This is a genomic window from Streptomyces sp. NBC_00224 (assembly GCF_041435195.1).
GTDB lineage: Bacteria > Actinomycetota > Actinomycetes > Streptomycetales > Streptomycetaceae > Streptomyces.
Window position 1 is genome coordinate 7,512,722 of the sequence record NZ_CP108106.1, and the last position, 20,333, is coordinate 7,533,054.

At 73.0% G+C, this 20,333-nt stretch carries 18 protein-coding genes; 11 read left to right on the forward strand and 7 right to left on the reverse strand.

Going from position 1 to position 20,333, the window contains the following annotated elements:
• Nucleotides 1-9: 9 nt before the first annotated feature.
• Nucleotides 10-1,452, reverse strand: a complete 1,443-nt coding sequence (gene gndA / locus OG965_RS33510) for an NADP-dependent phosphogluconate dehydrogenase (RefSeq protein WP_371655800.1) — start codon at nt 1,450-1,452, stop codon at nt 10-12.
• Nucleotides 1,453-1,616: 164 nt separating this feature from the next.
• Between gndA and OG965_RS33515 the strand changes: the two genes are divergently transcribed.
• Nucleotides 1,617-2,819: a transglycosylase family protein gene (locus tag OG965_RS33515; RefSeq protein ID WP_371655801.1), complete on the forward strand. Its 1,203-nt coding sequence runs from the start codon at nt 1,617-1,619 to the stop codon at nt 2,817-2,819.
• Here the strand turns inward: OG965_RS33515 and OG965_RS33520 are convergent.
• The gene (locus tag OG965_RS33520) at nt 2,789-3,739 is read right to left on the reverse strand and encodes a DMT family transporter (RefSeq protein WP_371655802.1); all 951 of its coding nucleotides are present in this window, start codon (nt 3,737-3,739) and stop codon (nt 2,789-2,791) included. The genes OG965_RS33515 and OG965_RS33520 overlap by 31 nt on opposite strands.
• A gap of 316 nt (nt 3,740-4,055) precedes the next feature.
• Here OG965_RS33520 and OG965_RS33525 point away from each other — a divergent pair, with 316 nt between their 5' ends.
• Both OG965_RS33525 and OG965_RS33530 read left to right on the forward strand, forming a co-directional pair.
• Nucleotides 4,056-4,748, forward strand: coding sequence for a (2Fe-2S)-binding protein (locus OG965_RS33525; RefSeq protein WP_371655803.1), 693 nt, complete (start codon nt 4,056-4,058; stop codon nt 4,746-4,748).
• Nucleotides 4,749-4,865: 117 nt separating this feature from the next.
• Complete coding sequence (locus tag OG965_RS33530) at nt 4,866-6,392, forward strand: SDR family NAD(P)-dependent oxidoreductase (RefSeq protein ID WP_371655804.1); 1,527 nt, start codon at nt 4,866-4,868, stop codon at nt 6,390-6,392.
• 69 nt (nt 6,393-6,461) lie between these two features.
• On the opposite strand, the gene OG965_RS33535 is transcribed toward OG965_RS33530, so the two are convergent.
• Entirely contained in the window at nt 6,462-7,031 is a 570-nt protein-coding gene (locus tag OG965_RS33535) for an inositol oxygenase family protein (RefSeq protein WP_371655805.1), read from the reverse strand.
• A 342-nt stretch (nt 7,032-7,373) separates the two neighbouring features.
• Between OG965_RS33535 and OG965_RS33540 the strand changes: the two genes are divergently transcribed.
• The 4 genes from OG965_RS33540 (at nt 7,374) to OG965_RS33555 (ending at nt 11,927) form a co-directional block, all read left to right on the forward strand.
• Nucleotides 7,374-7,544 (forward strand): hypothetical protein, encoded by a 171-nt coding sequence (locus OG965_RS33540; protein WP_371657194.1) that lies wholly within the window; start codon nt 7,374-7,376, stop codon nt 7,542-7,544.
• 210 nt (nt 7,545-7,754) lie between these two features.
• Nucleotides 7,755-8,930 carry a DUF6777 domain-containing protein gene (locus OG965_RS33545; RefSeq protein WP_371655806.1) on the forward strand — a complete coding sequence of 392 codons (1,176 nt, stop codon included), beginning with the start codon at nt 7,755-7,757 and terminating at the stop codon, nt 8,928-8,930.
• A 36-nt stretch (nt 8,931-8,966) separates the two neighbouring features.
• The gene (locus OG965_RS33550) at nt 8,967-11,012 is read left to right on the forward strand and encodes a SpoIIE family protein phosphatase (protein WP_371655807.1); all 2,046 of its coding nucleotides are present in this window, start codon (nt 8,967-8,969) and stop codon (nt 11,010-11,012) included.
• Between the two features lie 54 nt (nt 11,013-11,066).
• The gene (locus OG965_RS33555; protein WP_371655808.1) at nt 11,067-11,927 is read left to right on the forward strand and encodes an Fpg/Nei family DNA glycosylase; all 861 of its coding nucleotides are present in this window, start codon (nt 11,067-11,069) and stop codon (nt 11,925-11,927) included.
• A gap of 57 nt (nt 11,928-11,984) precedes the next feature.
• Here the strand turns inward: OG965_RS33555 and OG965_RS33560 are convergent, their stop codons facing one another.
• Nucleotides 11,985-12,632: a zf-HC2 domain-containing protein gene (locus OG965_RS33560; protein WP_371655809.1), complete on the reverse strand. Its 648-nt coding sequence runs from the start codon at nt 12,630-12,632 to the stop codon at nt 11,985-11,987.
• A gap of 86 nt (nt 12,633-12,718) precedes the next feature.
• Between OG965_RS33560 and OG965_RS33565 the strand changes: the two genes are divergently transcribed.
• A complete protein-coding gene (locus tag OG965_RS33565; RefSeq protein ID WP_371655810.1) occupies nt 12,719-13,480 on the forward strand; it encodes a LytR/AlgR family response regulator transcription factor in 762 nt (253 codons plus the stop codon).
• A gap of 30 nt (nt 13,481-13,510) precedes the next feature.
• Here the strand turns inward: OG965_RS33565 and OG965_RS33570 are convergent, their stop codons facing one another.
• Nucleotides 13,511-14,002 carry a hypothetical protein gene (locus OG965_RS33570; RefSeq protein WP_371655811.1) on the reverse strand — a complete coding sequence of 164 codons (492 nt, stop codon included), beginning with the start codon at nt 14,000-14,002 and terminating at the stop codon, nt 13,511-13,513.
• A gap of 121 nt (nt 14,003-14,123) precedes the next feature.
• Between OG965_RS33570 and OG965_RS33575 the strand changes: the two genes are divergently transcribed.
• Entirely contained in the window at nt 14,124-14,312 is a 189-nt protein-coding gene (locus OG965_RS33575) for a zf-HC2 domain-containing protein (RefSeq protein WP_371655812.1), read from the forward strand.
• Here OG965_RS33575 and OG965_RS33580 read toward each other — a convergent pair.
• Nucleotides 14,231-14,788, reverse strand: coding sequence for a sigma-70 family RNA polymerase sigma factor (locus tag OG965_RS33580; RefSeq protein ID WP_371657131.1), 558 nt, complete (start codon nt 14,786-14,788; stop codon nt 14,231-14,233). The two genes, OG965_RS33575 and OG965_RS33580, sit on opposite strands and share 82 nt — an antisense overlap.
• Before the next feature lie 298 nt (nt 14,789-15,086).
• Between OG965_RS33580 and OG965_RS33585 the strand changes: the two genes are divergently transcribed.
• Nucleotides 15,087-16,298, forward strand: a complete 1,212-nt coding sequence (locus tag OG965_RS33585) for a CapA family protein (protein WP_371655813.1) — start codon at nt 15,087-15,089, stop codon at nt 16,296-16,298.
• Nucleotides 16,299-16,461: 163 nt separating this feature from the next.
• Here OG965_RS33585 and OG965_RS33590 read toward each other — a convergent pair whose 3' ends face one another.
• A complete protein-coding gene (locus OG965_RS33590) occupies nt 16,462-16,911 on the reverse strand; it encodes a universal stress protein (RefSeq protein ID WP_371655814.1) in 450 nt (149 codons plus the stop codon).
• 73 nt (nt 16,912-16,984) lie between these two features.
• On the opposite strand from OG965_RS33590, the gene lysX reads away from it, so the two are divergent.
• On the forward strand, nt 16,985-20,272 hold the full coding sequence (lysX, locus tag OG965_RS33595) for a bifunctional lysylphosphatidylglycerol synthetase/lysine--tRNA ligase LysX (protein WP_371655815.1): 3,288 nt from the start codon (nt 16,985-16,987) through the stop codon (nt 20,270-20,272).
• Nucleotides 20,273-20,333 lie beyond the last annotated feature (61 nt).

The following is a 20,333-nucleotide window of genomic DNA, read 5'->3' on the forward strand; positions in this document are numbered from 1 at the left end:
GCCCGCCGCTCAGCCCGCCTCGACCTCCGTACGGTCCCCGCCCCACAGCGTGTGGAACGAGCCCTCGCGGTCCACCCGGCGATAGGTATGCGCCCCGAAGAAGTCCCGCTGCCCCTGGGTGAGCGCCGCCGGCAGCCGCTCGGCCCGCAGCGCGTCGTAGTACGCGAGCGCCGCAGAGAAGCCCGGCACCGGCACGCCCTGGCGCGTCGCCGCCACGACCACCGCGCGCCAGTCCTCCTGCGCCGCCCCGATCTCCTCACCGAACCGCTTGTCCGCGAGCAGGCTCACCAGCTCGGGCTCGGCGTCGTACGCGGCCCGGATCCGGTCCAGGAACGCCGCCCGGATGATGCACCCGGCGCGCCAGATCGCGGCCACCGAGCCGAGGTCCACACCCCACTCGTACTGCTCGCTGCCCGCCCGGATCTGGTGGAAGCCCTGGGTGTACGACACGATCTTCGAGGCGTACAGCGCCTGCTCCACCTGGGCGGCGAAGGTCTCGGCCGCCTTCTCGTCGAGCGGCTCGGGAGCCGGTCCGGCGAGCGCGCGGGACGCCTCGCGCAGATCCGCGTGGCCCGAGAGGGAGCGCGCGAACACCGCCTCGGCGATGCCGGAGACCGGCACGCCGAGGTCGAGGGCGATCTGCACGGTCCACCGGCCTGTGCCCTTCTGCTCGGCCCGGTCCTGGACGACGTCGACGAACGGCTTCCCGCTCGCCGCGTCCTCGTGGGCGAGCACCTCCGCCGTGATCTCGATCAGATACGAGTCGAGGCGGCCCGTGTTCCAGCCCCGGAACGTCTCCGCGATCTTGGCGGGGGAGTACCCGGCGACCGTGCGCAGCAGGTGGTAGGCCTCGGCGATCAGCTGCATGTCGGCGTACTCGATGCCGTTGTGCACCATCTTCACGAAGTGGCCGGCCCCGTCCGGGCCGACGTGCGTGACGCAAGGGGTGCCGTCCGGTGCGTTCGCCGCGATCTTCTCCAGGAGCGGGCCGAGCGACTCGTACGACTCGGCCGAGCCGCCCGGCATGATGCTCGGGCCGTGCAGCGCGCCCTCCTCGCCGCCCGAGACGCCCGCGCCCACGAAGTGGATGCCGCGCTCGCGCAGCTCGCGCTCGCGCCGCCGGGTGTCCTCGAAGTGCGCGTTGCCGCCGTCGATGATGACGTCGCCGGGTTCGAGCAGCGGCGCGAACTCCTCGATCACCGCATCCGTCGGCTCGCCCGCCTTCACCATGACGACCAGCCTGCGCGGCCGCTCCAGCGCGGCGACGAACTCCTCGGGCGTCTCGGCGGGCACGAACCGCCCCTCCTCGCCGAACTCCTCGACCAGCGCCCGGGTCTTGGCCGCCGTCCGGTTGTGCACCGCCACCGTGAGGCCGTTGCGAGCGAAGTTGCGGGCGAGGTTGCGCCCCATGACGGCGAGTCCGGTCACGCCGATCTGGGCTGTTCCACTCATGGCTGTGCTCCTGAATCATCGGGTGCGCTGCTCGATCAACCCTACGGAAGACACCAAGCACCGCGACTCGGCCTGCATTCCCTTCGAAGCGTGGGTACGCACTCTTGTCACGGTCCGTTCAGAGCCCCTACTTTGGCGACTCCCGATGCGTTCGAGGGGGACCCATGTCCGTACGCGGGCGGCACCGCCGGTATCAGCCGAGCCGTATCAACCGGGCTTCGCTGACGGTGACGGCGGGTGGGGCGGGCATGGCCCTGCCCCTGATCGGCGCGGGCGCCGCGCACGCCGCCTCGCTGGACGTCTGGGACAAGGTCGCGGCCTGCGAGTCCACCGACAACTGGAAGATCAACACCGGCAACGGCTACTACGGCGGGCTCCAGTTCAGCCAGTCGACCTGGGTGGCCTACGGCGGACGGCAGTACGCCCCGCGCGCCGACCTGGCCTCCAAGAGCGAGCAGATAGCCGTCGCGGAGAAGGTGCTGGAGGCCCAGGGCCCGGGTGCCTGGCCGGTCTGCTCGGGCGAGGCGGGGCTGGCCCGGGGCGCCGCGCACGCCACCCCGGCGGCGCAGTCGCACCACGCGCCCGCGCCCGCGCCGAAGAAGACGGCGAAGAAGGCCACGCCGCAGACCGACCCCACCAAGGCCCCGGGCAAGCGCGAGGGGTACACGGTCGTACGGGGCGACTCGCTCTCCCGGATCGCCCACACCGAGCACGTCAGGGGCGGCTGGCACGAGCTGTACACCGTCAACCGTGAGGTCGTCGGCCCGAACCCGGACCTGATCCTGCCCGGCCAGCGCCTCGCGCTCCCGGACACCGCCGCCCCGCCGAAGGCGCGCCCCGTGCCGACGCACCGGCCCGCCGAGCACCCGCCGACCAAGCACCAGCCGGCCAAGCCGCAGCCCGCGAAGCCCGCGGCCCCGCACAAAGAACCCCCGAAGACGGCCCCGGTCAGCCACAAGACCGCCGGGTTCGCCGCGCCCGTCGACGCCGGCCCCAGCACCCCGTACCACAAGGCCGGTTCGTCCTGGGCGAGCGGTTACCACACGGGCGTCGACTTCCCCGTCTCCACCGGGACCTCGGTGAAGGCCGTGGCCCACGGCAAGGTCGTCGAGGCGGGCTGGGGCGGCTCGTACGGCTACCAGGTGGTGATCCGGCACGCCGACGGCAAGTACAGCCAGTACGGCCATCTCTCGGCGGTGAACGTACGGGCCGGACAGCAGGTCAACGCCGGTCAGCGCATCGGCCGTTCCGGCTCCACCGGCAACGCGACCGGGCCGCATCTCCACTTCGAGATCCGCACCGGGCCCGCGTACGGGTCGGACATCGACCCGCTGGCCTACCTCAGGGCGGGCGGCGTCAGCCTCTGATCGGACTCGGTGCTCGCGGTGCCCGTGGTGCTCTCGGCGCTCTGGCCGGGCGCCGGGATGCCCGGCAGGGTCTTGTGCTCGGTGCGTGAGCGGCGGGAAGCCGCGCCGAGGCGCTCGGTGGTGAGCAGGATCAGACCGCCCGCCGCCACGACGCCGCTGGCGAGGGCGAAGACGAGACCGGCCGTCCCGTAACGGAACTCCTCGCCGAAGAGGGTGAGCCCGACGGTCGCGGCGACCACCGGGTTGACGACGGTGACGGTCGCCAGCGGCGCCGCGAGCCCGGCGCCCCGGTAGGAGGCCTGGGAGAGCAGCAGACCCGCGGCGGCGAGCACCGCTATGGCCAGCAGGCTGGGCACCTCGCTGAGCTGGAGGCCCGCGTCCCAGTCCTCGGCCACCAGCTTGGTGAAGACCGACGCCATGCCGAAGGAGACACCGGCCGCGGCGGCGAGCAGCACGCTGCGCAGCACCGGCCCGTGCACCGCGCGCGAGGCGAGGAAGAGCACCGCCATCCCGCCGAAGGTGGCCGCCGCGAGCAGCAGCCGCTGGCCGCCGCCGACCGAGTCGGCGTCCGCGTCGGTGGTGAGGGCGAGCAGCCCGGCGAGGCCGGCCGTCGCCATGACCGCGCCGCGCCAGGCCGCCGCGCCCGCCTTGCGGCGGACGAAGACGGCGGCCATCGGCAGCGCGAAGACTATGGTCAGGGCGCCCAGCGGCTGGACGAGGGTGAGCGGCCCGCACGCGAGTGCCACGACGTGCAGCAGGGCGCCGAGACCGTTGAGTGCCACGGAGACCCACCAGGCGCTTTGGCGGAGGTAGGTGCTGTCGGGGGTGGCCGCGGCCACGCGCTCCTGGACGATCGCCGCGGCCGCGTAGGCGACGGCGGAGACCAGGGAGAGCAGCACGGACAGGGCAAGGGCACTCATGCATCCACGATCTCTCGCGAATCGCCTTCCGTCGTCGTCCTTGAGACCGCATTGACACGTACTGCCATAGGAGTAGGCGCCTACTCCAGAAGTCGTCCATACATCGGACATTCGGTACAACTGCTGGTGAGGGTGGGTCTGTTTGGATCATTTCGGCCAGGCGTGCGACCAGGATGTCCGGTAGTAGTCGTACGTAAGTTCGGTCGAAAATCTGTAAGAATCGCGGCGATCCTGGCGCGGGCACGTCATGTCTTCGGATGTCTTCCAGGGGTCGGCGCCTGCGGGCGGAAACAAGCGGAAACAAAGGGGACGAGTGGTGGATCTGGCGGCGGTGGCATCGGTGGGCGGGTTCTTCGCGCTGCGCACCGGACCGGCCGATGGCGCGCACCTTCCGCTGGCGCGGCTGTACGCGGGCGAGGGCGGGCCGCTGGCGGCCCGGATCGACACCGTCGCGGCCGCCCTGCGCGCGCCCGACCGCCGGACCGCCGCCTCCATCGCCCACCTGGGACTCGTCGCCCGGCTCTGGTCGGTCTCCCTCGGGTCCGCAGTGCTCCACGGCGAGCTGCCCGACCTCGATCCGCGGGCCCTGTCCTGGGACGGCGGCCGCGGCGCCCCCGACGACCTGGTGCTCGACGAGGTCCGGGCGCTGCCCGGCACCGCCGAGCGGATCCGCGAGAGCGTCCAGTACGGCCACCTCGTCCCGCTCGCCGAGGCCTTCCGCCGCGACACGCCCGTCTCGTCCGGCCTGCTGTGGGGGAACGCGGGCTCCGCGCTCGCCGGGGCCGTCCGCGAACTGCACCGCTGGGCGCGGCGCGCGGGCCGCCCCGAAGCGGCCCGGCGGGCGCTGGAGCTTGGCGGCGAACTCTTCGCCCACCCCGACCTGGCGGGCACCGGCACCCTGCTCCCCGGCCCGGCCTTCCGGCGCCGCAGCTGCTGCCTCTACTACCGCTGCCCGGGCGCGGGACTGTGCGGCGACTGCGTCTTCGACCGGCCGCCGGCGCGCGGCTGACCGGCGGCCCGGAAGCCCGCGGTTTGGTGTGCGGCGCCCTCGCTCCGTACGATTCCGCTTTTGGGAACTTCCACTCGCGGGCGAGACCGCACACATGACCGAGGAACGGCGACGGCGATGACGGTGACAGAGGACATCCAGGACCAGGGGTACGGTCCCGGCATCGGCCAGGAGCCCGGCGAACCCGACGTGGAGTACGGCCCCGGCATCGACCCGGAGCGCCTCGCCGTCTGCCTCGGTGTGCTGGACGAGCTCGACACCATCGAGGTCGACCACCCGGACGCGATCGCCGTGCGCCGCGCCACCGCCGCGATCTACCGGACCGTGAAGCAGCGCCGCCGCCAGGAGCGCCGGGCCGCCAAGACCGCCCACGACCGGGCCGTCACGGAGGCCACCGCCACCGGCTCCGCCGAGCGCATCGACGACGAGACCGAGGGCATCCTGCCGTCGTCCGCGACCCCCACCGGAGAGATCGCCGGGATACTCCAGCGCCCGCGCTCCTGCTACATCTGCAAGTCGCGGTACGTCGAGGTCGACTACTTCTACCACCAGCTCTGCCAGAAGTGCGCCGCCGAGAACCGGTTCCGCCGGGACGCCCGCACCGACCTCAGCGGCAAGCGCGCGCTGCTCACCGGCGGCCGGGCCAAGATCGGCATGTACATCGCGCTGCGGCTGCTGCGCGACGGCGCCCACACCACCATCACCACGCGCTTCCCCAAGGACGCCATCCGCCGCTTCAAGGCCATGGACGACTCCGCGGAGTGGATGCACCGCCTCGAAGTCGTCGGCATCGACCTGCGCGACCCGGCGCAGGTGGTCGCCCTGGCCGAGCAGACCGCGGAGCAGGGCCCGCTGGACATCCTGATCAACAACGCCACCCAGACCGTGCGCCGGCTGCCCTCCGCCTACGCGGCCCTGGTCGACGGCGAGGGCGCCCCGCTGCCCGCCGGTGAGCTCCCCGCCCACCACGTCATCGGCGCCTTCAACTCCGGCGCGGTTGACGGTCTGGCCGCGCTGCCGCTGGGCACCTCGGGCCTCGACGCCCAGCGGGTCGCCGACCTCGCCCTGGTCGCGGGCAACGCGAGCATCGCCCGGCACCACGACGGCACCGCCATCGACGCGGGCGGCCTGCTCCCGGACGTCGTCGACACCAACACCTGGGTGCAGTCCATCGACCAGATCTCCCCGGTCGAGCTGCTTGAAACCCAGCTGTGCAACTACACCGCGCCGTTCATCCTGATCAGCATGCTCCGCCCGGTGATGGCCGAGGCCGCCCGCAGGGCGCCGAACCGCCGCGCCTACGTGGTGAACGTCTCCGCGATGGAGGGCGTCTTCGGCCGCGGCTACAAGGGCGCCGGGCACCCCAACACCAACGCCGCCAAGGCCGCCATGAACATGGTCACCCGGACCAGCGGCCAGGAGATGTTCGAGACCGACAAGATCCTGATGACCTCGGTCGACACGGGTTGGATCACCGACGAGCGCCCGCACCACGACAAGCTGCGGCTCGCCGAGGAGGGCTTCCACGCCCCGCTCGACCTGGTCGACGGCGCCGCCCGCGTGTACGACCCGATCGTGCGCGGTGAGGCGGGCGAGGACCTGCACAGCGTCTTCATGAAGGACTACGCGCCCGGGAACTGGTAGACCGCACCGGGTTGAGCGAACAGTGGCCGGGCTCCCCGCGGGAGTCCGGCCACCGGTGTGTGGCCCGCGTCAGGCGCCCCGCGCGCCGCCGTGTCGCGCGGCCACCAGCTCCAGGACCGGCCGCCAGTCCTCCATCACGCCCACGTCCAGGCCGACGACCTTGCCGGCGTCGTCGGCCTGGCGCAGGGTGAGTGCCGCCTCGGCCTCCGGGTCGAGCGCGAAGGCGTCCGCCTCCTCGGGCGTCATCACCCCGCCCTGCGCCCGCAGGGTCAGTTCGCTCTGCGGCGACAGCGTCCGGTCGGGCTCGACCGCCGCGAGGTAGCGCTTGGCCGGAACGTGCAGCCGCACCAGCCGGGCCACCCGCGCCCCGAGCAGCGGGCGCACCGCGTCCGCCGCGCGGTCCGCGTGCCCGGCGTCGTCACCCGGACGGAGCAGATGCCCCAGGTCGTGGACGAGCCCCGCGATCTGGAGCTCCTTGTCACTCGGATGGGCGCGCCGCAGCAGATGGGCGGTCTGCAGGGCGTGGTCGTGCAGATCGACCGGATCGCCGCTGCGGTCCGGTGTGTCCCAGGCGTCCCGGCAGGCGTGCAGCAGGTCCATCAGTTCCGTGACGGACCGAGGCCGGCTCGGCAGGTCCATGTGAACTCCTCCCCGGGTGGCGGCCAATGCCGGTCAGCAGATCATGGCTGGATGAACTCCGTGCTGAACGGGCGGCGAAGGAAAGTTGACGCAAAGGAAATGGCCCCATCGAGCGGGGCCCCGCTCATTTGGTTACTCTGACCCCGACGGAAGCCATCAAAGGATCCACCAGTCCTCGATGCCCGTTCCGGGACCGGCCTGCAACCTTGGCCGCACTTCCGACAGAGTGCCGGCGCCACCGCGTCAGAACTGCCCCTGCCCCCTGCCCCCTTGAGCGGCCGGCGACCGGGAAGACCGGAGCCGCCAGTACGCCCAGGGTTACGCGACACAGAGGAGTGCGCGGTGACACCAGAGATGACAGAACGCGAAGAGCGGACGCCGGAACGCGGCGGCCGGCCGGCCCGGCCCGAAAAGCTCCGCAACCTGGAGGTCTGGGCCCGTTCGGCCCCGATCCGACTGGCCGGCTACGAGGACGACTTGGCCGAGCCGCACATCCTGCCTGGCATTGACTGAGTGAGTCCGTGCGACGTGTGCCCCCTGTTCCGGCAGGGGGCACACGTCGTTCCGGCGCGGCGCGCGTGATCCCTCCGGGTGACACGTATGCCGGTCGTCCGCTTGCGGGACCGGCGGACATCCGGCAGACAATAAGGGATAACTCGGGGCGAAAGGTGGGAGATCTAAGTGCGCCCGATCCCGCGCCGGTTCACCCTGGCGGCAGTAGTCATGTCCTTCGGAGTGTTGGTCGCGGCCTGCGGCGGCGACAGCGGCGGCAACAGCGCCTCCGATCAGAAGGAGCTGTTCCTGCAGCCGGTCGCCGCGTCCGGCCCCGACCCCTTCACGGAGTCGACCGCCAAGGCCGCCAAGCCGCTCACGCCCTCGCAGCCGCCGTCGAACGCCCCCAGCAGCCCCACGGCGACCGTGCAGGCCGTCCGCGCCGTGTCGGGCTCCACGCCCGGCCTCTACGGCGGCACCCAGTCGGTGGCCAGCTGCGACGTGGAGCAGCAGATCCGCTTCTTCAACGCCGACCGGGTGAAGGCGCGCGCCTTCTCGGAGACCGCCGGGGTCAACCCGGACGACCTCCCCTCGTTCCTGCGCGGGCTGACCCCCGTGGTGCTGCGGGCCGACACCCGGGTCACCAACCACGGCTTCAAGGACGGCCACGCCACGGCCTTCCAGTCCGTGCTCCAGGCCGGCACCGCCGTCCTGGTCGACGACCACGGCAGCCCACGCGTGCGCTGCGCCTGCGGCAACCCGCTGAAGCCGCCCGTCGCCACCCAGGGGGCCGCCTCCCGCGGCCAGTCCTGGCCCGGCTACCAGCCGCAGCGGACCGTCGTCATCAACCGCACCACCACGGTCATCAACAGCCTGATCATCGTGAACGTCATCAACAACACCTGGATCGAGCGGCCGACCGGCGACAACGGCACGCGCGACCGCGAGCGGCCCGACATCCAGATCGACCCGACGGCGCCGGTGGTCACCGACTCGCCGAGCACGTCGGTGAGCCCGGACCAGTCCAGCCCCGCCGTCTCGCCGAGCGAGTCCACGCCGTCCACGTCCAGCACCTCCCCGAGCACCAACTGCCCGAGCACCACCCCGACCGTCACCGTGACGCAGTCGCCCCCGACAGTGCCGCCCGGCGGCACCACGCCGAGCGCGCCCACGTCCTCGGGCTGCCCGACGGCCACCGTCACCGTCAGCCCCAAGCTGACCTCCAAGCCTCCGTCGACCCCGGCCACGCCGAACCAGCCGCTGGTGCCGACGCCGTCCACCGAGCTGCCCACACTGCCCTCCGAGCCGGCGCCGGTCTTCCCGCCGGAGCCGTCGGGCGGCGGCCAGATGCCGTCGGGCACCTCCGACTTCGACACCGAGCCGCCGCTGGACGCCAGCCTCTCCTGACGGACGCCCCCGATCGGACCGAGGATCGGAGTGACGATGGACGAGTGGCCCGCGGCCCCGGGTCTCAGCCTCGCCCTCAACCGCATGGGCACCTTCGACTGGGACCTCACCAGCGGGCAGCTGCACATGGACCGGTCGGCGCTCGACGTCTTCGACATGGAGCCCGAGGAGTACGACGGCCGGCCCGAGACGCTGGGCAGCCGGGTGACCCCGGCCGAGGCGACCCGGCTCGACGCCCTGGTATCGCAGGCGCTGAAGAACGGCAGCGTCCACTACGGCGCGTACTTCCGCGTCCGGCTGCGCGACGGCACCGCGCGCTGGACGCACACCCAGGGGTACGTGCGGCGGGACGCCACCGGCCGCCCGCAGCGCATCATCGGCGTGGTCCGGGACGCCACCCAGGAGCTCACCGAGTACTCCGACCGCCCCGCCGCCGACGACGAGCACCACCGCCGCAATACCAGCGTGGTCGACAGCACTACGGCGGCCCTGGCGCACGCCCGTACCGTGCAGGACGTCATCGACGTGCTCAAGGGCTCGCACGGCCTGGAGCACCTGGGCGCCACCAGCCTGGTGATGGGGCTCCTGGAGGCCGGCCGGATCCATCTGGTGGCCGAGGGCCCCGAGGACAGCTTCGTGCCCGGCACCCGCTGGACCCGGGTCGACGAGCAGTACCCGATGAGCGAGGTCGTGCGCACCCTGGCCCCCCGGTTCATCCAGACCGCGGACGACTTCGCCAGGTCCTACCCCCGTCTGTGGCCGCACATCAGCGGCCTCGGCATCACCGCCGCCGCCTATCTGCCGCTGATCGCCCAGGCCCGCCCGATCGGCGCCCTCGGCCTGCTCTACAGCGACAAGACCGGGTTCACCGCCGACGAGCGCAACCTCCTGGTGGCGCTGGGCAGTTCCATCGCGCAGAGCCTCCAGCGGGCGGTCCTGTACGAGCAGGAGCACGACCTCGCCGAGGGGCTCCAGCAGGCCATGCTGCCGCGCCGCATCCCCGAGGTGCCCGGCGCCCAGATCGCCGTGCGCTACCGCTCGGCCCGGCTCGGCCGGGACATCGGCGGCGACTGGTACGACGTCATCCCGCTGCCCGGCGGCCGCGTCGGCGCGGTCATCGGCGACGTCCAGGGCCATGACACGCACGCCGCCGCCGTGATGGGCCAGCTGCGGATCGTGCTGCGCGCCTACGCCGCCGAGGGGCACACCCCGGCCACCGTGATGGCCCGCGCCTCGGTGTTCCTGCACGAGCTGGACACCGACCGCTTCGCGACCTGCACCTACGCCGAGGCGGACCTGTCGACCGGGGTCGTCCAGCTCGTACGGGCCGGACACGTCGACCCGCTGCTGCGGTACGCCGACGGCAGCTGCCGCAGACTCCCGGTCGAGGGCGGTCTCCCGCTGGGCCTGTCGGCCGAGTTCGGGCGGCTCGAATACCCGGTCTCCACCATCGAGCTGGACCCCGGCCAGACCCTGCTGCTGTACACCGACGGCCTGGTCGAGCAGCCCGGGGCCGACCTCGACGACGGGATGCAGCTGCTGGCCGCGCTGGTGCGGTCGGGGCCCGGCGACCTCCAGGAGCTCGCCGACCGGCTGTGCGACGTGGTCGACGACCGGGCGGGCGACGACGACGTGGCGCTGCTGCTCCTGCGCCGGCGCGCCCTGGAGGCCCCGCAGAGCGGCGGCCGGCTCCAGCAGCACGTGGCGCAGAACGACCCGGAGGCGCTGAGCTCCTCGCGCCATATGATCCGGGCCGCGGTGCGGGCGTGGGGCGCCCGGGAGCGGGCCGACGAGATCGAGCTGGCCGCCGACGAGCTGATCACCAACGCGCTGATGCACACCGACGGCGGCGCCATCGTGACCGTACGGGTCCTGGCCGGGCCCGAGCGGCGTATGCGCGTCGAGGTCGAGGACCGCTCCAGCGCCCTGCCGCGCCGCCGCGAGGCGGGCGACTCCGGGGTGTCGGGGCGCGGTCTGATGCTGGTGGACCGGCTGGCGGACGTGTGGGGCGTGGAGTCGAGGGGCAGCGGCAAGTGCGTGTGGTGCGAGTTCATCGTCCCGGAGCGCGCTACTGGACGGTAACTATCCGTTACATGGCTGAGCGAGGAGCTCGCGGGGCTGGTTAATCTGTGAGGTATGCCGGAATTGCCCGAAGTTGAAGCGCTCCGTGACTTCCTCGCCACGCATCTCGTCGGCCACCGGATCGCCCGCGCGCTGCCGGTCGCGATCAGCGTCCTCAAGACGTACGACCCGCCGGTCGGCGCCCTCGGCGGACGGGCGGTCACCGGGGTGGGGCGGTACGGCAAGTTCCTCGACATCGACGCCGACGGCCTCCATCTGGTGGTTCATCTGGCCCGCGCCGGCTGGCTGCGCTGGCAGGACGCGCTGCCCACCGAGCCGCCGCGCCCCGGCAAGGGACCGCTGGCGCTGCGGGTCGCGCTGGAGGGCGGCGCCGGGTTCGACCTGACGGAGGCGGGCACCCGCAAGAGCCTCGCCGCGTACCTGGTCCACGACCCGGGGGAGGTGCCCGGCATCGCCCGGCTCGGGCCCGACCCGCTCGCCCCGGACTTCGGCCGCGACCGGTTCGCCGGGCTGCTGGCGGGGGAGCGGCGCCGGCTCAAGGGCGCGCTGCGCGACCAGTCGCTGATCGCCGGGATCGGCAACGCCTACAGCGACGAGATCCTCCACGTGGCGCGGATGTCGCCGTTCAAGCCGGTGGACCGGCTCACCGACGACGAGATCGCCACGCTGTACGAGGCGGTCCGCGCCACTCTCGCCGATGCGGTGGAGCGCTCGCGCGGGCTCGCGGCGGGCCGTCTCAAGGCGGAGAAGAAGAGCGGGATGCGGGTGCACGGCCGGACCGGCGAACCCTGCCCGGTCTGCGGCGACACCGTCCGCGAGGTCTCCTTCGCGGACTCCTCGCTCCAGTACTGCGCCACCTGCCAGACCGGCGGCAAGGTCCTCGCCGACCGCCGGATGTCCAAGCTGCTCAAGTAGCCGCGCGACCAGCCACGGGCAGTCCGCAGCCGACGAACCCCGTTTCCGGCGGGGCGCTCACCCAGATCTGGTCAGCGTCGCGAGCCGGGCCCCGTCCTGGGTCCGCACCTCGAAGCGGGAGATGTCGGCGGGCGCCAGCGCCGCGGCCCCCCGCATCGTCACCTGGGCCCCGTCCCGTACCGCCCAGGTCGCCACCGTGTCCTCCTCGCCGCCGCGCCCCACCGCGACCAGCGTGCACACCGCCGGGCCGCGCACCCCGCCCACGTCGAGCCCGACGTCGGTGCCGAACCCGGTGGGCGCGGCCGCCAGCGTCGCCGTCACCCCGGGCGCCGACGCGGTCGCCGTCCAGTGCGGCGCCGCCGGGTCCGCCATCAGGTTCAGGGCGGCGAAGGGCGCGCCCACCACCAGCGCCGCCGCGGCCACCAGCAGCCCGAGCCGCCTTCGGCGCTGGGCCCGCAGCCGGACGACGACCGCGCCGAGCGCCGAGTGCAGCAGCCCGGGCGACGGCGCGGCGACCGGATCCACCCCGGGGGGCGTCCAGCGGGCGTACGCGGCGAGCAGCGCCTCCACGCTCCCGAGCTCGTCCAGCAGGCGTGCGCAGTGCGCGCACCCCGCCAGGTGCTCCTCGAAGCGGAAGGTGTCGGCGACACCGAGCACACCGAGCGCGTACGCCCCGACGTCCCGGTGGAGTTCCAGCGGCCTCATGCCGTCTGGTACGCAGACGGCGGCCCAATCACTCAAGTCACACGGGAAGGGACAGTAAGCAGTCGGCGCACCTACAATCCGACCGCATGCTGCGCGTACTGGCCGTCGACGACGAAGCCCCCGCCCTCGAAGAGCTTCTGTACCTCCTGCGCGCCGATCCGCGGATCCGCAGCGCCGAGGGCGCCACCGGGGCCACCGACGCGCTGCGCCTGATCGGGGGCGCGCTGGACGCCGGGCCGGACGACGAGCAGGGCGTCGACGTCGTCTTCCTCGACATCCACATGGCGGGGCTCACCGGACTCGACATCGCCCGGCTGCTCGCCGGGTTCGCGCGGCCGCCGCTGATCGTCTTCGTCACCGCGCACGAGGGCTTCGCCGTCCAGGCGTTCGACCTGAAGGCGGTCGACTACGTACTCAAGCCCGTCCGCAGGGAGCGGCTCGCGGAGGCGGTGCGCCGGGTGGCCGAGATGACGGGCGACCGCGCCCCTTCGGTCCCGGAGGTCCACGAGTCCCCGGCGGCCCACATAGCCGTCGAGCTCGGTGGCGTCACCCGGTTCCTGGCCGTCGCCGACATCGCGTACGCCGAGGCGCAGGGCGACTACGCCCGGCTGCACACCGGCTCCGGCAGCCATCTCGTGCGCGTGCCGCTCTCCACGCTGGAGGACCGCTGGCGCGCGCACGGGTTCGTGCGCATCCACCGCAGCCATCTCGTGGCGCTCGCCGGGATCGACGAACTGCGCCTGGAGGCGGGCAGCATGACCGTCCGCATCGGCGGGGCCGAGCTCCCCGTCAGCCGCCGCCATGCGCGTACCCTCCGCGACCAGCTGCTGCGTCGCGGCGGTCGCTGACGATCCGCCCGCTTACGTTCTGATGGTGCGTCAGAACAGATGGATCGCCAGATGCCCGAGCGGCAGGCCGAGTTCCCACGCCGGGGTCCACACCCGCGGCTCGTCCTCGACCTCGGCCCGCGGGTCGACCCCGCCCGGCACCACCGCGTCCAGGTCCGTGGCCAGCAGCTCGGTCTCCTCCAGCCACCGCCACGCGTCCCGCGCCAGCGCCAGGTCGGGGCCGGACCCGGCCGCCTCCCGCTCGTGAAGGCGCTCGCGGACCCATCTGTGCCACGGCCGGCCGGCCGCGGTCAGCGAACTCCACTCGTCGAGCCGGGCCACCACCCGCGCGCCGCCGACCGCGCCGTCCGACAGGAAGATCGTCAACGCCAAGGCGTTGCGTCCAGCCCTGAATTCGAGCGTCGTCGGCGGCATCAGATCGCCGGTGCGCAGTAATTCGTCGGCGATGTACTCCGCGTACATCCATGCCATCGGCACCAGCAGCTCTCCACCACTGGTCCCGTTCGTACCCTCCGGACGCATTCCGTCTCGCCTCTTTCATCGACTGTCCAGGCGCTCCAGGGAGCTCCAGGGAGCATTGAACCGGGGGCGCGTGCCCGCCGTGGCCAGAAGGGCAGGATCCGTCGTCCCACACGAGGTGCCCATGCATGTGCGGCAGTTGCTCGGCGCGTACGTCCTCGGCGCCCTCGCGCCGGACGAGGACCGCCGGGTCGCCGGTCATCTGCGCATCTGCCCCGGCTGCCGCGCGGCCTACCTGGAGGTCGCGGAGGCACCCTCGATGCTTGCCCTGCTCTCCGAGGAGGACCTGGCGGACGGGCCGCCGGACGAGTAGCCCGGCAGGACCCGCGCCAGGGCCCGCAGAGCATAGTACGAACGGGACTTGACGGTGCCGCACGGCACCCCCAGGACTTCGGCCGCCTCGGCCACGCTCAGCCCCCGGAAGTAGATCTGCGCCAGCACCGCCCGGTGCTCGGGGCTCAGGGTGCGCACCGCGTCCCGCACGTCGAGCGCCGCCGTCGACCGCTCGGCGTGGTCGTCCTGCGCCTCCACGCGCGCGTCGAGCACGGCGTCGTGCACCTCGACCGGCCGCGCCTGCCGGTTCCTGCGGGCGTCGATCGCGAGGCGCCGCGCGACGGTGAACAGCCACGGCCGCATCGAGGCGTACGGGCCCTCGAACGCCTCCGGGTGCTGCCAGGCCCGTACCAGCGTCTCCTGGAGCAGGTCCTCGGCGCGCTGCCGGTCGCCGTAGGTGAGGCCGAGCAGGAAGTGCATCAGGGCGGGGCCGTGCTCGCGCTGGAGCGCCGCCAGATCGGGCTCGCGGGTGTACCGCCGCGGCGGCGCCGCACCTCGTGGGGCCGCGTCCGACCGTGGGGCCGCATCCGGGATACCCGTGCTCACCGTGGTGCTCCTTCCCGAGAATCCGCAGGCCGCAGCCGTATCCGAGCGCAGCCGGGCGCGAAGGGACAGCCGCCGGACCGCGACATGCGACGAACGGTCGAATGGAGCGGCGAATGGTGCGGCGAACGGTTGGGGAATCGGGCCAGATATGCATGATGTGGATATCTGATAATCAATCAGGCATTTCCGACCCGTGGAGCCCGGTGCCATGACCAGCAGAACGAGCCGGCGGACGGCGGCCGTCGCGGCCCTCGCCCTCGCCGCGACCGCCGGGTGCGCGGCGGAGCACCCCGCCCCCGCGCGCCTGCCGTACCACCAGGACTCCGAGCGGCCCGGCACTCCGTCACCGGCCGGCGGCTCGGCGACTGCGGGGCCGCGCGCGTTCACGCTGGTCGCGACCGGTGACGTACTGCCGCACTCCTCGACCATCGAGCGCGCCGCGGCCGACGCGAGCGGGGACGGCTACGACTTCCGGCCGATGCTCGCCGGGGTCAAACCGCTCATCTCCCGGGCGGACCTGGCGATCTGTCACATGGAGACGGTGTACGGGCCGGACGGCGGGCCCTTCACCGGCTATCCGGCGTTCAAGTCGCCGCCGCAGGTGGCCGCCGCGCTCAAGGACACCGGGTACGACTCCTGCTCGACCGCGTCCAACCACAGCCTCGACGACGGGGCCGACGGGATCGCCCGGACCCTGCGCGCCTTCGACAAGGCAGGCCTCAAGCACACCGGTTCGGGCCGCACCGCCACGGAGTCCGCGACGCCCGCCCTGCTGGAGGCGGGCGGCGCCAAGGTCGCCCAGCTGGCGTACACGTACGACACCAACGGCTATCCGATGCCGGACGGGCAGCCGTGGGCCGTCCACCTCATCGACGAGCAGAAGATCCTCGCGGACGCGCGCGCGGCCCGCGGGGCGGGGGCCGACGTGGTCGTCGTCAGCCTCCACTGGGGCACCGAGTGGCAGACCGAGCCCGACGAGCAGCAGCTCCAGCTCGGCAGGGCGCTCACCGCCTCCCGCACCGGCGGCCGCCCCGACATCGACCTGATCCTGGGCACGCACGCGCACATCCCGCAGGCGTACGAGAAGGTCAACGGCACCTGGATCGTCTACGGCGAGGGCGACCAGATCGCCGGGGAGATGTTCAACAACACCGGCGCGCGCGACCCGCGCGGCAACATGAGCTCCATCGCCCGCTTCACGTTCGCGCCGCCCGCGCGGGCGGGGGCGCGCTGGGAGGTCACCAAGGCGGAGTTCGTCCCCCAGTGGGTCGACGCGGACCGCGGCCGCGTCGTCAACCTCCCCGAGGCCCTGCGCACCTCCCCCGACCGGGAGGACTACCGCACGGCCGAAACGGAGATCCGGGAGGCGGTGCTGGGGCGGGGTGCGGCGAGGGACGGGTTGAGGATGGCGGAGCGGTAGGGCTGCGCCCCGGACCCCGGTTGGTGTGCGAGCCCCCCCGGGGAGCGCGGGGCTGTGACATGTGCGGCTCCGCCGCGATGGGGGTCCCCCCTGTTCGAGCGAAGCCGAGAGCTTGGGGGAGCGACCAGCCACAGACGGCCCGCAGACAAAGACCGGGCTGAGGCTACGGCACCACCGTCACCGGCCACCGCCCCGCCTTCACCAGCCGTACCGCCACCGACCCCACGATCCGGTGCCCCGCCGACTCCGACGCGCCCACCACCACCGCATCCGCCTTCAGCGAGTCCGCGGCCGTCACCAGGCCCCCGTACGCGTCGCCGCGCAGGGTGTGGAACTCCCAGCGCACGGTCCAGATGTCCCTCACCCGTTCCGCCGCCGCGCGGATCTCCTCGGCGAGACCCTCGGCGATCTCCCCGGTGGTGTCGGCGACCGGCGCCCCCATCGCGGCGCCCGCGGTCACCAGGGGCTGGACGTAGACCACCGCGAGCAGTGCGTGCTGGCGCCGGGCCAGACCGCTCGCGTACGCCGCCGCGCGCAGCGAGGAGTCGGAGCCGTCCACCCCGACGACGATGACCTTGGGACCGTCCGTACCGCGTTCGAAGGGTGCTGTCACACGAACGAGGCTAACTCCGCGGCGCGCCGCTCCCGACAGGCGGCCCGGCGTGCCGCTCCCTAGAGTGCAGGGCATGAGTGTCAGCGAGGAGACGCCCATACCGGCACGGGCCCGGACACCCTCGCGGTCCCGGTTCCTGAGCCGGGTGCCGGAGGCCTTCGCGATGTTCTTCGCCGGGCTCGGGCTGTTCTGCGGGGTCATCGCGCTGGTGCCCGCCCTGCGCAGGTGGCTGCGGCCGGTCTCCTGGTTTCTCGACCGGGTCACCGTCCCCGTCAGCGCCAACCTCGCCTACGCCGTCTTCCTGCTGCTGCTCGCCGCCGCGATCGGCGCCCGCAAGAAGGTCGCCTGGTGGCTGGTGGTCGGCTACCTCGGGCTGCTCTTCCTCGCCGATGTGCTGCTCGTCGCCGTCGCCGAGTGGATGTGGGCCGCCAACGGCATCGTGTGCGGCGCCGCGCTCGTCGTGCTGATCCTGGCGCGCGGCGAGTTCTACGCCGAGACCCGGCGCGGCGCCGTCCACCGGGCGCTGCTCGTCCTGGTGCTCGGCCTCGCCGCGGGCGTCCTGGCCGGCTGGGCTCTTGTGGAGATCTTCCCCGGCACGCTCCCGCGCGGCCAGCGGCTGCTGTGGGCCACCAACCGGGTGCTCGGCGGGCTCGCCTCCAGCGGCCAGTTCGACGGCCGCCCGCCCCGCCCGCTCTACTTCTTCCTCGGCCTTTTCGGCGCGATCGCTCTGCTCAGCGCGGCCACCACGCTCTTCCGCTCGCAGCGCATGGAGGCCGCGCTGCACGGCGACGAGGAGCCGCGCATCCGGGCCCTGCTGCGCGCCTACGGCCGGGAGGACTCGCTCGGCTACTTCGCCACCCGCCGCGACAAGGCGGTCGTGTTCTCGCCGAGCGGCAAGGCGGCCGTCACCTACCGGGTGGAGGCCGGGGTCGCGCTGGCCAGCGGCGACCCGGTCGGCGACCCCGGGGCGTGGGGGCCCGCCATCGCCGCCTGGCTGGACGTGGCCAGGAAGTACGCCTGGGCGCCCGCGGTGATGGGCGCCTCCGAGGAGGGCGCCACCGTCTACGCCCGGCACGGTCTGGGCGCCATGCAGCTGGGCGACGAGGCGATCCTGCACGTCGCGCGGTTCGACCTGGACGGCCGCGAGATGCGGGTCACCCGGCAGGCAGTGCGCCGCGTCGCCCGCACCGGCGCCACCACCCGCATCCGCCGCCACTCGGCGCTCACCGACGAGGAGATGGGCCAGATCGTCGACCGGGCCGACGCCTGGCGCGACACCGAGACCGAACGCGGCTTCTCCATGGCGCTCGACCGCCTCGGCGACCCGGCCGACGGCGACTGCCTGCTTGTCGAGGCCTTCGCCGCCGACGGCACGCTCATCGCGCTGCTCTCGTTCGTGCCGTGGGGCCCGGACGGCATCTCGCTGGACCTGATGCGGCGCGACCGCAGCGCGCCCAACGGTGTCATGGAGTTCATGGTGGCCGAGCTCTGCGCGTACGCGCCGAAGCTGGGCGTACGGCGGATCTCGCTCAACTTCGCCGTGTTCCGCTCGGCCTTCGAGGAGGGCGCCCGGATCGGCGCGGGCCCGGTGCTGCGGCTGTGGCGCAGGCTGCTGCTGTTCTTCTCCAAGTGGTGGCAGCTGGAGGCGCTGTACCGGTCGAACGTGAAGTACCAGCCGCAGTGGTTCCCGCGCTTCCTCTGCTACGGGGACGCGGGCTCCCTCGCCCGCGTCGGGCTCGCCTCCGGCATCGCCGAGGGCTTCGTCTCCGTACCCAGTCTGCGCAAGCTGTGGGGCAAGGGGCATCCCAGGGGCGTCACCAGCCCGGGCACCACCGAGGGCCTGCCGTCCATCGAGGCGCTCGGCCTGTCCGGGCCGGGCGCCGAGGGGACGGGGGAGCGGCAGCTGCCCGACCAGGTGCGGGTGCGCCACACCAAGCTGGAGCGGCTGCGCGCCGAGGGCACCGAACCGTATCCGGTGGTCATTCCGCCGCGCACGCACACCCTGGCGGAGCTGCGGGAGGCCGGTGCGGGAACGGCCGCCACGGTGGCCGGGCGCGTGATGGCCGTACGCGACTTCGGCGGCGTCGTCTTCGCCGTGCTGCGCGACTGGTCGGGCGACCTCCAGCTGGCGTTCACCCGGGACGGCACGGGCGTGGACGTCCTCGACCGCTTCACCCGCGACGTCGACCTCGGCGACCACATCACCGCCACGGGCACCACCGGCACCACGGTCAAGGGCGAGTACTCGCTCTTCGTCACCGGCTGGCAGATGACCGGAAAGTGTCTGCGCCCGCTGCCCGACAAACGGCTCGGCCTGGCCGACCCCGAGGCCCGGGTGCGCCGCCGCTACCTCGACCTGGTGGCCCGGCCCGAGGCCCGCGACGTCGTACGGGCCCGCTCCACCGCGGTCCAGGCGCTGCGCCAGGGACTGCTGGACCGCGGCTATCTGGAGGTCGAGACCCCGATGCTCCAGCAGATCCACGGCGGCGCCAACGCCCGCCCCTTCACCACCCACATCAACGCCTACGACCTGGACCTGTATCTGCGGATCGCCCCCGAGCTGTATCTGAAGCGGCTGTGCGTCGGCGGGGTCGAGAAGGTCTTCGAGATGGGCCGCACCTTCCGCAACGAGGGCGTCTCGTACAAGCACAACCCCGAGTTCACGATGCTGGAGGCCTACCAGGCCTTCGCCGACTACGACGTGATGCTCGATCTGACCCGCGAGCTCATCCAGGGCGCGGCGACCGCCGCGTTCGGCGCGCCGGTGGCACGCAAGGCCGGTCCCGACGGGCGGCTCGTGGAGCACGACATCTCCGGCCCGTGGCCGGTCAAGACGCTGTACGGGGCGCTCTCCGAGGCGCTGGGCGAGGAGGTCGGCGCCGACACCGACGAGCGGGAGCTGCGTCGGCTCTGCGACCTGGCCGGGGTCCCGCACACGCCCGAGAACACCCGCGGCGACGTGGCCCTGGAGATGTACGAACGGCTGGTCGAGGAGAAGACCCAGCTGCCCACGTTCTACAAGGACTTCCCGACCGACGTCTCCCCGCTCACCCGCCAGCACCGCAGTGACCCCCGCCTCGCCGAGCGCTGGGACCTGGTGGCGTTCGGCACCGAACTGGGCACCGCCTACTCGGAGTTGACCGACCCCGTGGAGCAGCGGCGGCGGCTCACCGCGCAGTCACTGCTCGCGGCGGGCGGTGACCCGGAGGCGATGGAACTGGACGAGGAGTTCCTGGACGCGCTGGAGTACGCCATGCCGCCCACCGGCGGGCTCGGCATCGGCGTGGACCGGCTCGTCATGTTCCTCACCGGCCTGACGATCCGTGAGACACTGCCGTTCCCGCTGGTGCGGCGCCACTGAGCCACACACGTCAACGGTCCGCCCCGGGTGCGTCCCAACGGGTGTTTTCGGCCGCGCGGGC

Excerpts from the sequence above, each read along its gene's own strand:
- OG965_RS33545 (WP_371655806.1), top strand. The coding sequence starts at position 7,755 with ATGTCCTTCGGAGTGTTGGTCGCGGCCTGCGGCGGCGACAGCGGCGGC.
- OG965_RS33515 (WP_371655801.1), top strand. The coding sequence starts at position 1,617 with ATGTCCGTACGCGGGCGGCACCGCCGGTATCAGCCGAGCCGTATCAAC.
- OG965_RS33530 (WP_371655804.1), top strand. The coding sequence starts at position 4,866 with ATGACGGTGACAGAGGACATCCAGGACCAGGGGTACGGTCCCGGCATC.
- OG965_RS33535 (WP_371655805.1), bottom strand. The coding sequence starts at position 7,031 with ATGGACCTGCCGAGCCGGCCTCGGTCCGTCACGGAACTGATGGACCTG.
- OG965_RS33565 (WP_371655810.1), top strand. The coding sequence starts at position 12,719 with ATGCTGCGCGTACTGGCCGTCGACGACGAAGCCCCCGCCCTCGAAGAG.
- OG965_RS33585 (WP_371655813.1), top strand. The coding sequence starts at position 15,087 with ATGACCAGCAGAACGAGCCGGCGGACGGCGGCCGTCGCGGCCCTCGCC.
- OG965_RS33575 (WP_371655812.1), top strand. The coding sequence starts at position 14,124 with ATGCATGTGCGGCAGTTGCTCGGCGCGTACGTCCTCGGCGCCCTCGCG.
- OG965_RS33555 (WP_371655808.1), top strand. The coding sequence starts at position 11,067 with ATGCCGGAATTGCCCGAAGTTGAAGCGCTCCGTGACTTCCTCGCCACG.
- OG965_RS33550 (WP_371655807.1), top strand. The coding sequence starts at position 8,967 with ATGGACGAGTGGCCCGCGGCCCCGGGTCTCAGCCTCGCCCTCAACCGC.
- lysX (WP_371655815.1), top strand. The coding sequence starts at position 16,985 with ATGAGTGTCAGCGAGGAGACGCCCATACCGGCACGGGCCCGGACACCC.
- OG965_RS33560 (WP_371655809.1), bottom strand. The coding sequence starts at position 12,632 with ATGAGGCCGCTGGAACTCCACCGGGACGTCGGGGCGTACGCGCTCGGT.
- gndA (WP_371655800.1), bottom strand. The coding sequence starts at position 1,452 with ATGAGTGGAACAGCCCAGATCGGCGTGACCGGACTCGCCGTCATGGGG.
- OG965_RS33570 (WP_371655811.1), bottom strand. The coding sequence starts at position 14,002 with ATGCGTCCGGAGGGTACGAACGGGACCAGTGGTGGAGAGCTGCTGGTG.
- OG965_RS33520 (WP_371655802.1), bottom strand. The coding sequence starts at position 3,739 with ATGAGTGCCCTTGCCCTGTCCGTGCTGCTCTCCCTGGTCTCCGCCGTC.